Source organism: Vibrio sp. 03_296 (assembly GCF_002265885.1).
Window position 1 is genome coordinate 1 of the sequence record NZ_NPKW01000075.1, and the last position, 13,951, is coordinate 13,951.

Annotated in this window: 11 protein-coding genes and 1 pseudogene; 7 read left to right on the plus strand and 5 right to left on the minus strand. The window is 48.2% G+C overall.

Annotation, left to right across the window (positions count from 1 at the left end; genetic code table 11):
• The first annotated feature begins 188 nt into the window (after nucleotides 1–188).
• Nucleotides 189–2,363 carry a DNA helicase II gene (gene uvrD / locus CIK04_RS10055; RefSeq protein ID WP_038964295.1) on the plus strand — a complete coding sequence of 725 codons (2,175 nt, stop codon included), beginning with the start codon at nucleotides 189–191 and terminating at the stop codon, nucleotides 2,361–2,363.
• A 691-nt stretch (nucleotides 2,364–3,054) separates the two neighbouring features.
• Here uvrD and CIK04_RS10065 read toward each other — a convergent pair.
• The 3 genes from CIK04_RS10065 to rarD form a co-directional block, all read right to left on the minus strand.
• Nucleotides 3,055–3,726 carry a LysE family translocator gene (locus tag CIK04_RS10065; protein ID WP_097353538.1) on the minus strand — a complete coding sequence of 224 codons (672 nt, stop codon included), beginning with the start codon at nucleotides 3,724–3,726 and terminating at the stop codon, nucleotides 3,055–3,057.
• Between the two features lie 87 nt (nucleotides 3,727–3,813).
• Nucleotides 3,814–4,611, minus strand: coding sequence for an AraC family transcriptional regulator (locus CIK04_RS10070; protein WP_026130552.1), 798 nt, complete (start codon nucleotides 4,609–4,611; stop codon nucleotides 3,814–3,816).
• A 74-nt stretch (nucleotides 4,612–4,685) separates the two neighbouring features.
• On the minus strand, nucleotides 4,686–5,600 hold the full coding sequence (gene rarD, locus CIK04_RS10075; protein WP_038969821.1) for an EamA family transporter RarD: 915 nt from the start codon (nucleotides 5,598–5,600) through the stop codon (nucleotides 4,686–4,688).
• A 181-nt stretch (nucleotides 5,601–5,781) separates the two neighbouring features.
• Between rarD and recQ the strand changes: the two genes are divergently transcribed.
• The 3 genes from recQ (at nucleotide 5,782) to CIK04_RS10090 (ending at nucleotide 8,873) form a co-directional block, all read left to right on the plus strand.
• The gene (recQ, locus tag CIK04_RS10080) at nucleotides 5,782–7,617 is read left to right on the plus strand and encodes an ATP-dependent DNA helicase RecQ (protein WP_097353537.1); all 1,836 of its coding nucleotides are present in this window, start codon (nucleotides 5,782–5,784) and stop codon (nucleotides 7,615–7,617) included.
• Complete coding sequence (locus CIK04_RS10085; protein ID WP_017420162.1) at nucleotides 7,610–7,924, plus strand: DUF3630 family protein; 315 nt, start codon at nucleotides 7,610–7,612, stop codon at nucleotides 7,922–7,924. Before recQ ends, CIK04_RS10085 begins: the two co-directional genes overlap by 8 nt.
• A gap of 277 nt (nucleotides 7,925–8,201) precedes the next feature.
• Entirely contained in the window at nucleotides 8,202–8,873 is a 672-nt protein-coding gene (locus CIK04_RS10090; RefSeq protein ID WP_017420163.1) for a 7-cyano-7-deazaguanine/7-aminomethyl-7-deazaguanine transporter, read from the plus strand.
• 67 nt (nucleotides 8,874–8,940) lie between these two features.
• Here the strand turns inward: CIK04_RS10090 and gppA are convergent, their stop codons facing one another.
• Nucleotides 8,941–10,437: a guanosine-5'-triphosphate,3'-diphosphate diphosphatase gene (gppA, locus tag CIK04_RS10095; RefSeq protein ID WP_097353536.1), complete on the minus strand. Its 1,497-nt coding sequence runs from the start codon at nucleotides 10,435–10,437 to the stop codon at nucleotides 8,941–8,943.
• Nucleotides 10,438–10,444: 7 nt separating this feature from the next.
• Nucleotides 10,445–11,752 (minus strand): ATP-dependent RNA helicase RhlB, encoded by a 1,308-nt coding sequence (gene rhlB / locus CIK04_RS10100; protein WP_039452037.1) that lies wholly within the window; start codon nucleotides 11,750–11,752, stop codon nucleotides 10,445–10,447.
• A gap of 111 nt (nucleotides 11,753–11,863) precedes the next feature.
• On the opposite strand from rhlB, the gene trxA reads away from it, so the two are divergent.
• From trxA to CIK04_RS10115, 3 genes and pseudogenes are all read left to right on the plus strand, one after another.
• Complete coding sequence (gene trxA, locus CIK04_RS10105; protein WP_011078987.1) at nucleotides 11,864–12,190, plus strand: thioredoxin TrxA; 327 nt, start codon at nucleotides 11,864–11,866, stop codon at nucleotides 12,188–12,190.
• A gap of 196 nt (nucleotides 12,191–12,386) precedes the next feature.
• Nucleotides 12,387–13,646: a transcription termination factor Rho gene (rho, locus tag CIK04_RS10110; protein WP_026060769.1), complete on the plus strand. Its 1,260-nt coding sequence runs from the start codon at nucleotides 12,387–12,389 to the stop codon at nucleotides 13,644–13,646.
• A gap of 117 nt (nucleotides 13,647–13,763) precedes the next feature.
• Nucleotides 13,764–13,951: pseudogene (locus tag CIK04_RS10115) on the plus strand (IS5/IS1182 family transposase); the annotation flags it as partial.

The window sequence follows — 13,951 nt, forward strand, 5'->3', positions numbered from 1 at the left end:
AAGGACAGCAAGTTGCGGRAAAACTTTCAAAAATGGCGATTATTTTTATAAACTCATCGCATCTGCAACTATCTCTATGATTTGAAATGGGTTGATGCCTTTTTCTTAAATTGCAATTTAGTCTGAAAAGCGAGCACGGTTTAGGTTATAATCTTTGTCTCTGTATAAATAACCAGTAGCTTCTTATCATGATCGATCCTTCACTTCTTCTCGATGGCTTGAACGACAAACAGCGTGAGGCTGTGGCCGCTCCTTTGGAAAACTTGCTGGTGTTGGCAGGCGCAGGCAGTGGTAAAACGCGCGTTCTTGTGCATCGCATTGCTTGGCTAATGTCAGTCGAGCAGGCTTCACCGTTTTCTATTATGTCCGTGACCTTTACCAATAAGGCGGCGGCGGAGATGCGCGGTCGAATCGAAGAGTTGATGATGGGCAGCGCGTCGGGCATGTGGAATGGCACCTTTCACGGTATTTGCCACCGCATTCTCAGAGCGCACTATCTTGATGCCAAGCTGCCGGAAGATTTCCAAATTATTGATAGTGATGATCAACAGCGTTTGCTTAAGCGACTGATCAAAGCGCAAAACCTGGATGACAAACAGTGGCCAGCGCGCCAAGTCGCTTGGTGGATCAATGGCAAAAAAGACGAAGGATTGCGCCCTGCGCACATCGATGCTTACCACGATCCCGTGACCAAAACCTACCTACAGTTGTACACCGCCTATCAAGAAGCGTGTGATCGTGCAGGTTTGGTCGACTTTGCGGAAATCTTGTTGCGTGCGCATGAGCTACTGCGTGAAAACAAATTCATCCGCGAACACTATCAAGCACGTTTTAAACACATCTTGGTCGACGAGTTCCAAGACACCAACAACATTCAATACGCTTGGCTGCGTATGATGGCGGGGCCTGAGTGCCATGTGATGATCGTCGGTGATGATGACCAGTCAATTTACGGTTGGCGTGGCGCGAAAGTGGAAAACATCGAAAAGTTCACCCTTGAGTTTCCGAGCGTTAACACCATTCGCCTTGAGCAAAACTACCGTTCGACCAAAACCATCCTTGAAGCTTCAAACGCGTTGATTGCCAACAATACCGAGCGTATGGGCAAAGAGCTGTGGACGGATGGCATCGAAGGTGAACCGATCTCGATTTACTCCGCTTACAACGAATTAGATGAAGCGCGTTTTGCGGTGAACAAAATCAAAGAATGGCAAGACAAAGGCGGCGTGTTAAACGATGCGGCGATGCTTTATCGCAATAACGCCCAGTCGCGTGTGCTGGAAGAAGCGTTAATTCAAGCGGGTTTGCCTTATCGCATTTACGGTGGGATGCGATTCTTCGAGCGCCAAGAGATCAAAGATGCGCTCAGCTACCTACGTTTGATGGCCAATCGCAATGATGATGCTGCTTTTGAGCGTGTGGTGAACACACCAACACGTGGCCTAGGTGACAAAACGCTGGAAACGGTGCGTTTTGCGGCGCGCGATCGTGGCTGCACACTGTGGGAAGCGAGTATTGCACTCATCGAGGAAAAAGTGTTAACGGGGCGCGCGGCTGGTGCGCTAAGCCGTTTCATCGAACTGATCAATGCGCTGGAAGATGACAGCTTTGAAATGCCACTCCATGTACAGACAGATCATGTGATCAAATCTTCCGGCTTGTATGCCATGTACGAGCAAGAGAAAGGCGAAAAATCAAAAGCACGTATCGAGAACTTGGAAGAATTGGTGACCGCTACGCGCCAGTTTGAAAAACCGGAAGAAGCGGAAGAGATGACGTTGCTCACCGCCTTCTTAACCCATGCCGCTCTAGAAGCGGGTGAGGGTCAAGCGGATGACTTCGAAGATGCAGTACAGCTGATGACGTTACACAGCGCCAAAGGATTGGAGTTCCCATTGGTCTTTATGGTTGGGGTTGAAGAAGGCATGTTCCCGAGCCAGATGTCTGCCGAAGAAGCGGGGCGTTTAGAAGAGGAGCGCCGTTTGTGCTACGTAGGCATGACACGAGCGATGCAAAAGCTTTACATCACGTATGCCGAAATGCGTCGTTTGTACGGGCAAGACAAATACCATAAACCATCGCGTTTTATTCGTGAGCTACCAGAAAAGTGTTTGGATGAAGTGCGCATGAAAGCGCAAGTGAGTCGCCCAGCCAGCAGTGGCCGCTTTAGCCAAACGGTCGTGAAGGAAAGTTTCAACGAAACTGGCTTTTCATTGGGTTCACGTGTTCGCCATCCTAAATTTGGTGAAGGGACAATCATCAACTTCGAAGGCAGTGGCCCACAGAGCCGAGTTCAAGTTGCCTTCAATGGGGAAGGAATCAAGTGGCTAGTGACCGCTTACGCGAGGTTGGAAAAGCTGTGATGGCTTATCGATAGATCCTCTATCTGCAGACGGCGCTGAAGGCGCCGTTTTTTATGTTGGTGAGGGTGAAGACAAATAGCAAAAAAAGAAAAACCCCGAGGGCTTTCGCCCATCGGGGTTATGGTCTTACTTGCAGCAATCCAGCTACTAAAGTGCTCCCTGCATCAAATCCTTGATAGTATGCTGAATCCGTCAGCTTAATCCTTGCATCGCCTTCCTAGCGGTGTCCTTGACTTTCCTAGTCTACCAACAGTCCTCGTTGGCTCACATCACTTGTTCCCTGAGCGGTGTCCCTTACATCTTCCTGATGTTCAGTCCTTGCCTCATCCAGAGGTGTCCATTGCCTTCCTTAGTAGCAACCATCCTAGTTACTATTGCGTCCGTTCAATGTCCAATTTGCTTTCCATGCCGACTATTCATCCTGAATAACCGTATCTTCTTCCTGAAGATGACCTAATCCGTAGTCATTTCCTGTTCCGTGTCAGCATCCTTCCGACGTGTTCATAGTAACTTTTTCCCCAGCACCAACAACGGATCCAGCGCACATTTCTGCATGCGTAACCTGGATAAAAAGCAATCTATCTCAATTAAATCATATAGTTATAACTGTTTTCTCTCCAGTTTCTTACGTAAGAAACGACATTGGCTTACTTGTTTGTGAGAGATCTCTTACACGGTGACGAGCAAAAGACTATGCAACTTGGCTGATGACTTGATGAATCACCGTGTTGTAGAGGATGCCTGCGCCGATTAAGCAGAATAAAACGCCGCAAATTCCATCAATATAGATGCTCGCTTTGTGTAGATACTGTTGCATTCGGCTACCTGAGAGCGCCCACGCTAAGCTGGCAAACCAAAGAAATGACAGCATAAATAAAATCATCACGGCTATGGCCTTTCCTGAGAGCGACATGCTTGTCGGAATTAAGCTCGATAACAGGCTAACAAAAAATACTAACGCCTTGGGATTCAGAATATTGGTGGCAAAGCCTTTGAGAAACGCTTGGCGTTTATTGTTCAGCGTCCACTGCCGTTGGCTGGTAGGGGGATTCGCCGATGGTTGATGACAATGACGTAACACGGAATGCAATGCACCAATGCCTAAATAGAGCAAATAGCTGCCCCCCAGCAGTTGCAACAAGGCATACAGCATAGGTTGCTGGTGGACCAAGTAACTCACGCCCGTCAGGCTTAATAGAGAATGCAGCAAAATGCCGACAGACAAACCGAGGGCAATAAAAAGGCCCGTTTGGCGGCCATAGCGGCTCGCGTTTTGCACGACCAGTGCCACATCGGGGCCAGGACTCATCAAAGCAATAAAGTGGACACTTGCCAGCGTCAGTAAAATCGTCAGTTCGTTCATGAGTGTTTCTCGTGCATCATCAAAATCGAGTGTTGATTGTCTCGGGTTACGTGACGTTGCGCTTGTAAAAAACTGACACGAGGAGCGCTAACGTGAGATTTGCGATGGCGTAATACCGTAGGTCTGTTTGAAAGCTTTGCTGAAATGCGCTTGGTCATAGTAACCAATTTGGTGGGCTACCTCTGTCCCCGTTTGTCCTGCCTGCAGCAGTTTCATCGCTTGCTCTAGGCGCAAGCGACTCAGCCACGCATAGGGTGTCATCCCCATCCTCGCTTTGAACTGGCGCTGAAATTGAGTGGGGGAAAGTTGGCAGAGCTGTGCCAATGTTTCCAAACGCACAGGTTGATCGAGATTTGCCAGTAGAAACTCTTTGAGTGTTGCCAACGATTGCTGGCCCAGTGGTACGGCTTTTTGGCGGCAAGTGGATCCATAGCGATCAAAAAGGGTGCTAAAGCCTTCAAATGGCAAACAATCTTGGGTGAGTTGGCTGATGTTTTTGCTGCGTAACCAAGCGTGCAGGTTACGAAGTTGTGAAAAAACCACAGGATCGGAGATGATCAACTGATTAAAGCTGATAATTTGACCGCTTCGTTTAAGATCGGCGAGATCGCTTAACAGATGAGGTTCGATCGCAAACACATTCACTTGATAGCCTTCTTGTTGTTTGGAGTGGCCATCGTGCAGTTCGTCAGGGGGCATGATGACAATCTGCCCATGACCGACGTGATGATGACAACCCTGCGAATGGAACTGCTGCTCGCCATGAGTAATCAGCCCGATGTGGAAATCCAGATGATAGTGCCGTGAAAAGGCAAACTTCTGATACTTCGCATCAATCAGGCTGAGTTTGTCATCTTGTGTTGGGATGTAGTGGATCTGCTCCATAGAGTACAAAAAAAGCTTGGTTAGTTTGTGACCAAGCTTAGCGAGCTCAACTCGGTTTGTCTTGTAAAAAACGATCAGTTCGTTTGTCGTGTTCGGCGATTCTTACGGCTGTATCGCAAACCATCAAAACTGAACAGGACAAGTGCACCCCAAATAAAAGCAAAGGTGATGGCTTTGTCACTGGTAAAGGCTTCTCCGTAGATCAACACTGCGAGCAAAAACATCAAACTTGGGCCTATGTATTGGAAGAAACCCAGCGTGGACAGCTTGAGGCGCGTGGCGGCACCAGTAAAACACAACAGTGGTAAGGTGGTGACCACGCCAGCTGCGACCAACAAGGCATTCAAATGGGCAGGGTTGGCCAGCATGTTAGATGTCGGGGTCGAGGCAATAAAAAGAAGGTAGATGGCCGCGGCTGGCAGCATCACTAAGGTTTCAATGAACAACCCGGTTTGAGCATCGACGCTGACTTTTTTGCGCAGCAAGCCGTAGAAGCCAAAGCTAAAGGCGAGGGCAATTGCGACGATCGGCACCGAACCAAAGACGACAAGCTGCACCAGCACGCCACAAGTCGCTAAGGTGACCGCAAACCACTGCAACTTACGTAATCGCTCACCAAGAAACAGCATGCCGAGTAACACATTGATCAGTGGATTGATGTAATAGCCAAGACTGGCATCGAGCATATGGTTAGCATTGACCGCCCAAATAAAAATCAGCCAGTTGGCTCCGACTAAAATAGCGGTTGTGACCAGATAAAGCATTTTGCTTTTGCTGGTTAAAACGTCGCGCACGGTGCGCCAATGACGGCCAAAATGGAGCAGGGCGGCGAGTAGGAAAAAAGACCACACCACGCGATGGCTGAGTATCTCGAGCGGAGAGACCGCCGCGAGTGACTTAAAATAGATGGGTGCGATGCCCCACATAGTGTAAGCACCTAAGGCGAGTAACACCCCTTGGCGTGCTTTTTGTTGTTCTTCTGCGGTCATTGAACGATAGCCAACTTAGTAAACATGGATGGGCCAGTATAAGAGTGAGGTCCGGAATCACCTAGTATTTTGCGGTTTAATTCACCATCAAACGCCATTACAATGTGCCCTCATTATCTTGGGCATTTCGCAATATTGAGTGCTTTCGAGATCACCATCAAGACCAATACTGAGACTGTTCATGACTTCCACTCTGCTTGCCGACTCTTCCGATGCCTCGATGACGCCCCAAAGCGTTTTATCACAGGTGTTCGGCTATCAGACTTTCCGTGAGGGGCAACAGTCGGCGATCGAGGCGGCTGTTGAGGGGCAAGATAGTTTAGTGATCATGCCCACCGGTGGCGGTAAATCGCTGTGCTATCAAATTCCTGCTCTCGTGCGTTCGGGTATTACCTTAGTGATCTCCCCTTTGATTTCACTAATGAAAGATCAGGTTGACCAACTTAAAGCCAATGGTGTCGCGGCAGAATGTGTCAACTCGACCTTATCACGTGACGCTCTGCTCAGTGTCTACAATCGCATGCACGCGGGACAGCTCAAATTGGTGTACGTTTCGCCTGAGCGGGTGTTGATGCGCGATTTTATTGAACGGCTGGAAAATCTGCCCTTGGCGATGATTGCTGTCGACGAAGCGCACTGTATTTCGCAATGGGGACACGATTTCCGCCCCGAATACGCCGCGTTAGGGCAATTGAAGCATTATTTCCCTCACGTGCCGTTTATGGCGCTGACGGCCACCGCAGACGATGCGACGCGCAAAGACATTTTAAGTCGCTTGCATCTTAATGAACCTCACGTGTATCTCGGCAGTTTTGATCGCCCCAACATTCGCTATGACCTAGTGGAGAAGCACAAGCCGGTCTCTCAAGTGATTCGCTATTTGGAAAGCCAAAAAGGCAATTGCGGCATTATTTACTGTGGCAGTCGTAAAAAAGTTGAAATGCTGACCGAGAAGCTGTGCAACAACCATATTCGAGCGGCGGGTTATCACGCCGGTATGGACGCGGATGAGCGCGCGTATGTACAGGAAGCGTTTCAACGAGATGACATCCAAATCGTCGTGGCGACAGTGGCCTTTGGTATGGGGATCAACAAACCCAATGTGCGCTTTGTGGTGCATTTCGATATTCCACGCAATATCGAATCGTACTACCAAGAAACAGGCAGAGCAGGGCGTGATGGCCTGCCCGCCGAAGCGATGATGCTCTACGACCCTGCAGACATCACTTGGTTGCGCCGCATGTTGGATGAGAAAGATGACGGCCCGCAAAAGCAAGTGGAAAGCCATAAGCTCAATGCCATGAGTGCGTTTGCCGAAGCGCAAACTTGTCGCCGCCAAGTGTTGCTAAATTATTTCGGTGAATACCGCGAGAAGCCTTGCGGCAATTGCGATATTTGCTTAGATCCGCCAAAGCATTTTGATGCGACGGAAGAAGCGCGCAAAGCGTTGTCGTGCGTTTATCGCGTGAATCAAAGCTTTGGTATGGGCTACGTGGTGGAAGTGCTGCGCGGGATGCAAAACATCCGTATCCGTGAACACGGCCACGATAAGATTTCCACTTACGGTTTAGGGCGCGATCACAGCCATGACTATTGGGTGAGTATTTTCCGCCAACTGATCCACAAAGGGCTGCTGTTTCAAAACATCACCCGTAACTCGACCTTGCAGTTAACCGAAGAAGCAAGGCCATTGTTGCGTGGTGATATGACGTTGGAGCTGGCGGTGCCGCGTTTAGATACTGCCGCGCGCAGTGCCAAAGCCGACAAACTTTCCAACAAGCATTACGACAAAAAGTTGTTCGCCAAATTACGTAAGCTGCGCAAATCGATTGCCGATGAGGAAGAGATCCCACCGTATGTGGTGTTCAGTGATGCGACGCTGATTGATATGGCCGAAATATTGCCGACCTCATATGGTGAAATGCTCGCGGTGAGTGGTGTGGGGCAGCGCAAACTAGAAAAATACGCCGATCCGTTTTTAGATTTGATTCAGGAGCACATTACTCACTATGGATGAGAAACAAAAGGAATTTGGTTTAACGGAATACATGGCGCAAGAAGGTCGACTGTTGATTCGCACGCCACGCTTTAATCTTGATACCTTTCCCGCGTTGGCTGAGCGGCTTCTCAAGTTGTTGTCTGCTCAAGTGGTCGAAAAACAGTGGGATGGCGACGTGCACAGCTGGTTGGTCGATTTTGAAGAGACACATCTGTTTCTGAAAGCGGAACATTACAGTGAGGCGGTGTGGTTTGAGTCGTTAACCGTTGATGACAGCCGAGAGGTAATGGACTACTTAGCCCAACTTTTTGCCAAAGGTTTTTAGGCACGAAGTCTTTCATTTTAAAAGGGATGTTTCACATGAAACATCCCTTTTTTATCAAGGCGCTTTTGCTCTTTTAGCGGAGCAATTCTGCTCAATCGTTTGCGTGCCGCTCACTGCTTGTACTCGATATTGATTAATGTATAATCGCCCGCCGCTTCATCGGCAAAACGATGAACGGAAACATTTTCATTTTACATTGTTGGTAAGAGTATTTTTCCTATTGGAGAAGACTCGATTTGGGTTCCCTCGCCCCCAAACCAAACTAAAAAGGTATCGCATGAGTAACTTTACCCCTGCGCAGCAGCGCAACGCCCTTATCTATTTGGCCTTATTCCATCTGGTCATCATCGCTTCGAGCAATTACCTTGTTCAGCTCCCGTTTACCATTTTTGGTTTTCATACCACTTGGGGCGCTTTCACGTTTCCATTTATCTTTCTCGCGACCGATCTCACCGTCCGCATTTTTGGTGCCAAGTTGGCACGTAAAATCATCTTTTTAGTGATGATGCCGGCGTTGGTTGTCTCTTACGCGTTATCGGTATTGTTCTTTGAAGGGCAGTTCCAAGGTTTTGCTCATCTGGGTGAGTTCAACTTGTTTGTTGCACGCATCGCGATCGCCAGCTTTATGGCGTATTTGTTAGGGCAAATCCTCGATGTGCACGTCTTCAACCGTCTACGCCAGATGAAACAGTGGTGGGTAGCGCCGACGTGCTCAACGCTATTTGGTAATGCGTTGGATACGCTGGCGTTTTTTGCCATCGCGTTTTATCAAAGCCCAGACGCATTTATGGCGGAGCACTGGACGGAAATTGCGCTGGTGGATTATGGCTTTAAACTGGTGATCAGTTTGGGTCTGTTTGTGCCGATGTACGGTGTTTTACTGAACTACTTAATCAAGAAGCTTACTGCGGTGAACCCTCAGTTTGCTATGGCACAAGCACCACGTTAAACGTTAGATGATGAGAAAAAAGCCCGAGTGTTGATTCACTCGGGCTTTTTTTATTGAGCAAGATGCGCTACTCGCGACTTTCAATCACTAGAGGCCAACCAATATCGGTTTGACGATTTGCTTCAAGTTCCAGTTCTGCAGAGGTTAGGGGGTTGTTCTGTAACCATGTCGCGTCTAGTGAGAGTGTGAGCTTGTCACCCTCGGCAACAAGTTGAACTTTGGGCTCTAGGGCGGCATTACGACGATGTGTCAGCAGCACAGCCAACCTCAATAGGCGAAGTAGGCGTTTGCCACTATTGCCAGACAGTGCGTGTTGCTCGGGCAAAGACGTTAGACTTTCCCGATAGCGGCGAGCGAGTTCCGCCATCAAAAATTTCTGTGCGCGCGTGAACCCTGGTAAATCCATGTGATGGATCAGATATGCGCTGTGCTCACCACCTTTTTTGTAGTCGATGGTCAATCCAATTTCGTGCAGTTTAGCAATGCTATCGAGCAACATTGCACCTTGAGGTTCGACAATCCATTCTTCGTTACCCACTTGTTGAAGTAATTTGCAAGCAAGGTCTGCAACTTGCTGTCCATATTGTGCATCTAACTGATAGCGATGCTGCACACTGCAAATGGTACGAGAACGAATGTCATCTTGGCGAAGCTCACTCATCATTTCGTAAGCCAAACCTTCACGCAGAGCCCCGCCTGCGAGCGTCATGGCTTCAATGTCGAGCAGCTCGAAAATAGCAATCAAAATCGATAAGCCACTAGGGAAGACCAGTGCTCTTTCGAGGGTTAAGCCTTCGATTTCTAACTCTTCAAGATGATCGGCAAGCATGGCCTGTTTTTGCAAGCGTTTGAGTTTGGAGTGAGTGATGACTTCGTCCATACCCTGAGCCAACATAATCTCCTGCAAAGCTTGAACCGTGCCGGAAGCGCCGACACAAACATCCCAACCTAGTGTTTTATATTGCTCGAGAATAGGTAAGAGAGTTTGTTTAGCCCCTTCAATTGCCGCTTCAAAATTTCGCGCGCTTAATTGACGATCTTTAAAGAAGTTCTCTAACCAAGTAACACAGCCCATTTTTAAGCTGGTTAATGCTTTGGCATCAAAACCTTCACCGATGATCAGCTCGGTGCTCGCGCCACCAATATCCACCACTAAGCGTCGGCCACTTCCCCCAGAGGTATGTGCCACGCCTTTGTAAATCGTCGCGGCTTCTTCTTCCCCCGAAATGACTTCAATCGGGTGGCCAAGGATTTGATTGGCCTTTTGCAGAAACAACTCGACGTTGGTGGCGGTGCGCAGGGTGGCTGTGCCGACAATACGAATATTGTCGGCTGGAATGTCTTGTAACCGTTCGGCAAACAAGCTCAGGCAATCCCATCCTCGTTGCATCGCTTCTTTACTTAACGCGTTGTTCTCGTCTAGCCCAGCAGCAAGACGTACTTTGCGCTTGATTTTAGCCATAGTTTGAACGCTGCCATCGATATGACGCACTACGAGCATGTGAAAACTATTCGACCCGAGATCGATGGCTGCATAAAGTGGAGAAGATCCTGCCTGGCTCATAAACGGTTTACGCTTCCTTGTGTTGACGCGGTTGGCGTGGACGACGGTTGTTTGACTTACGATCACCTGAGCGTGCACCGCCAGTATTGGTTCGACGTTGCTGATTGCGTGACGATGGCGTACGAACTGGCGCGGGTAGATCTTGGATCAAGGCATTTGAATCGTAGTCTGATACTGGAATGGTGTGCTCAATGTACTCTTCAATTGCTGGCAAGTTGATAGCGTAATCTTCACAAGCAAAGCTGATCGAGTGGCCACTTGCCCCAGCACGGCCAGTACGGCCAATACGGTGAACGTAGTCTTCACAGTCATCAGGTAAATCGTAGTTAAAGACATGCGTTACTTGCGGTATGTGCAGTCCACGTGCTGCTACGTCGGTTGCCACTAGGAGATCTACAGAACCTTGGGTAAATTGCTCAAGAATTTTTTCGCGTTTCTTCTGTGGAACATCACCTGTGAGCAGGCCAACACGGTGACCATCGGCAGCGAGATGAGCCCAGATGGATTCACACTTGTATTTAGTGTTAGCGAAAATGATCGCGCGATCTGGCCATTCTTCTTCAATCAGTGTTTGTAGCAGCGCCATTTTGTCTTCATTTGAAGGGTAGAACAGCTCTTCTTGAATGCGGTGGCCAGTTTTTTGTTCAGGCTCAACCACAACGTGTTCTGGGTTATGCATGTGCTCAAACGCCAATTCTTGCACGCGGTAAGAAAGCGTCGCTGAGAACAACATGTTCAAACGCTCTTGTGGTGCTGGCATGCGGCGGAACAAGAAACGAATGTCTTTAATGAAGCCCAAATCGAACATGCGATCGGCTTCATCGAGAACAACTGCTTGAATGTTATTGAGGTTAAACACACGCTGCTTGTAAAAATCGATAATACGACCGGTGGTGCCGATCAGTACGTCAACGCCACCTTGTAGCTTGGCTAACTGCTTATCATAGCTTTCACCGCCGTACGCGAGGGCTGCTTTGATGCCAGTACTTGCAATCAGAGGCTCAGCATCGTTGTAGATCTGAATCGCTAACTCACGCGTTGGCGCCATGATGATGGCACGTGGCTGGGTTGGCTGACGGCCTTCGTGTGCAGGGGTCGTCAACAAATGGTTAAAGGTAGCAGTAAGAAACGCGAGCGTTTTACCAGTCCCGGTTTGGGCCTGGCCTGCGATGTCTTGGCCGGAGAGCAGTACCGGCAACGCCAAGGCTTGGATAGGGGTACAAAACTCAAACCCTTTTTTCTCCAATCCTTCAACAACTTGGGGATTTAAACCCAAATCGGCGAACTTTTGCTCTGTGATATGCGTCTTTTTCATGGCTATAGAATATCAGCTAAAGCTTGCATTAAGAAAGCAAATACATTCCAATAGAGCATCAAATTACTGGTTATCATCCAACCAGTTTCGAAAAACACATTGGAGTGGAAGATGAGTGACAAGATTTTGCAGCTGTCTGACGAAGGTTTCGAAAACGACGTTATTAACGCTGCAGGCCCAGTACTAGTTGATTTTTGGGCAGAATGGTGTGGTCCTTGTAAGATGATTGCCCCAATCCTGGACGAAATCGCAGAAGAGTACGAAGGCAAACTCACTATCGGCAAACTGAATATTGACCACAACGCAGGTACACCACCTAAGTTTGGTATTCGTGGCATCCCAACCCTGCTGCTTTTCAAAAACGGCAGTGTAGCGGCAACGAAAGTGGGCGCACTGTCAAAAACTCAATTGAAAGAGTTTTTGGATGCGAACCTATAATCCATAAGTGATTAATAACAAAACCGTGCAATATCAAAATGCGCGGTTTTGTTTTTTCAAACTCTGGACTAGAGTTTTATTTAGTGCTAATTTATCGCACGTTAATTAAACAACTTCTCTTCTTGGTCGATCCTGAGACCAAATCCATCTTAACTAGAAAACAGATCTTATTTTGACTAAACAAGAATCCACCACCATGAACCTTACCGAATTGAAAAACAAACCGGTATCAGACTTAGTCAAGCTCGGTGAGAGCTTGGGTCTGGAAAACCTGGCGCGTTTGCGTAAACAAGACATCATCTTTGCCATCCTCAAAGCGCACGCAAAAGGCGGCGAAGACATCTTTGGCGATGGGGTTCTGGAAATTCTGCAAGACGGTTTTGGTTTCCTACGTAGTGCAGACAGTTCGTACCTAGCTGGTCCGGACGATATCTACGTATCACCAAGCCAAATTCGTCGTTTCAACCTACGTACTGGTGACTCGATTGCAGGGAAAATTCGCCCACCTAAAGATGGCGAACGCTACTTTGCTTTGTTGAAAGTCAACACGGTTAACGATGATAGACCAGACAATGCTCGCAACAAGATCCTATTTGAGAACTTGACGCCGCTGCACGCCAATGAGCGTATGGTGATGGAGCGTGGTAATGGTTCGACAGAAGACATCACAGCACGTGTATTGGATTTGGCGTCGCCGATCGGTAAAGGCCAACGTGGTTTGATTGTTGCTCCGCCAAAAGCGGGTAAAACCATGCTGCTACAAAACATCGCTCAGAGCATCACTTACAACCACCCAGAGTGTGTGTTGATGGTTCTACTGATTGATGAACGTCCAGAAGAAGTGACTGAGATGCAGCGTCTAGTGAAAGGTGAAGTGGTTGCTTCTACTTTTGATGAACCAGCCTCTCGCCACGTTCAAGTTGCTGAAATGGTTATCGAGAAAGCGAAGCGTCTCGTTGAACACAAGAAAGATGTTGTGATTCTACTTGACTCGATCACTCGTCTTGCTCGCGCATACAACACCGTCGTTCCTTCATCAGGCAAAGTACTGACAGGTGGTGTGGACGCAAACGCACTACACCGTCCAAAACGTTTCTTCGGTGCGGCGCGTAATGTTGAGGAAGGTGGTAGCTTAACCATTATCGCGACTGCGTTGGTTGATACCGGTTCTAAGATGGACGAAGTAATCTACGAAGAGTTCAAGGGTACCGGTAACATGGAACTGCATTTGAACCGTAAGATCGCGGAAAAACGTGTATTCCCTGCGATTGACTTCAACCGCTCTGGTACTCGTCGTGAAGAGTTGCTGACGAAGTCAGATGAACTACAGAAGATGTGGATTTTGCGTAAGATCGTTCACCCGATGGGCGAAACGGACGCGATGGAGTTCCTCATCGACAAGCTTGCGATGACGAAAACCAATGATGAGTTTTTTGACGCAATGCGTCGTCAATAAAAGACGAACCTTAAGAAAACGCCACTCACCTCGAGTGGCGTCAGACTGCTGACAAAGGTCTAGCTTTCGAGCTAGACCTTTGATCTAATAGGGGTATCGAAATATGGATACTCCGATATGCTTCAAGAACCCACCCCGCAACAATACGAACTGGAAATGGTGACGATGGAACAGTTAGTTCCTAAAGACCATTTAGTGCGCAAAATCGATAATGCTATCGACTTTGAATTCATTCGTGATGAAGTCGCTCATCTTTATTGTAAAGATAATGGGCGTCCACCTGTTGACCCTGTTCGTCTCTTCAA

Bases quoted from the DNA above. Each gene is read 5' to 3' on its own strand.
- rho (WP_026060769.1), top strand. From the start codon at position 12,387: ATGAACCTTACCGAATTGAAAAACAAACCGGTATCAGACTTAGTCAAG.
- CIK04_RS10070 (WP_026130552.1), bottom strand. From the start codon at position 4,611: ATGGAGCAGATCCACTACATCCCAACACAAGATGACAAACTCAGCCTG.
- CIK04_RS10065 (WP_097353538.1), bottom strand. From the start codon at position 3,726: ATGAACGAACTGACGATTTTACTGACGCTGGCAAGTGTCCACTTTATT.
- CIK04_RS10090 (WP_017420163.1), top strand. From the start codon at position 8,202: ATGAGTAACTTTACCCCTGCGCAGCAGCGCAACGCCCTTATCTATTTG.
- recQ (WP_097353537.1), top strand. From the start codon at position 5,782: ATGACTTCCACTCTGCTTGCCGACTCTTCCGATGCCTCGATGACGCCC.
- gppA (WP_097353536.1), bottom strand. From the start codon at position 10,437: ATGAGCCAGGCAGGATCTTCTCCACTTTATGCAGCCATCGATCTCGGG.
- CIK04_RS10085 (WP_017420162.1), top strand. From the start codon at position 7,610: ATGGATGAGAAACAAAAGGAATTTGGTTTAACGGAATACATGGCGCAA.
- trxA (WP_011078987.1), top strand. From the start codon at position 11,864: ATGAGTGACAAGATTTTGCAGCTGTCTGACGAAGGTTTCGAAAACGAC.
- rhlB (WP_039452037.1), bottom strand. From the start codon at position 11,752: ATGAAAAAGACGCATATCACAGAGCAAAAGTTCGCCGATTTGGGTTTA.
- uvrD (WP_038964295.1), top strand. From the start codon at position 189: ATGATCGATCCTTCACTTCTTCTCGATGGCTTGAACGACAAACAGCGT.
- rarD (WP_038969821.1), bottom strand. From the start codon at position 5,600: ATGACCGCAGAAGAACAACAAAAAGCACGCCAAGGGGTGTTACTCGCC.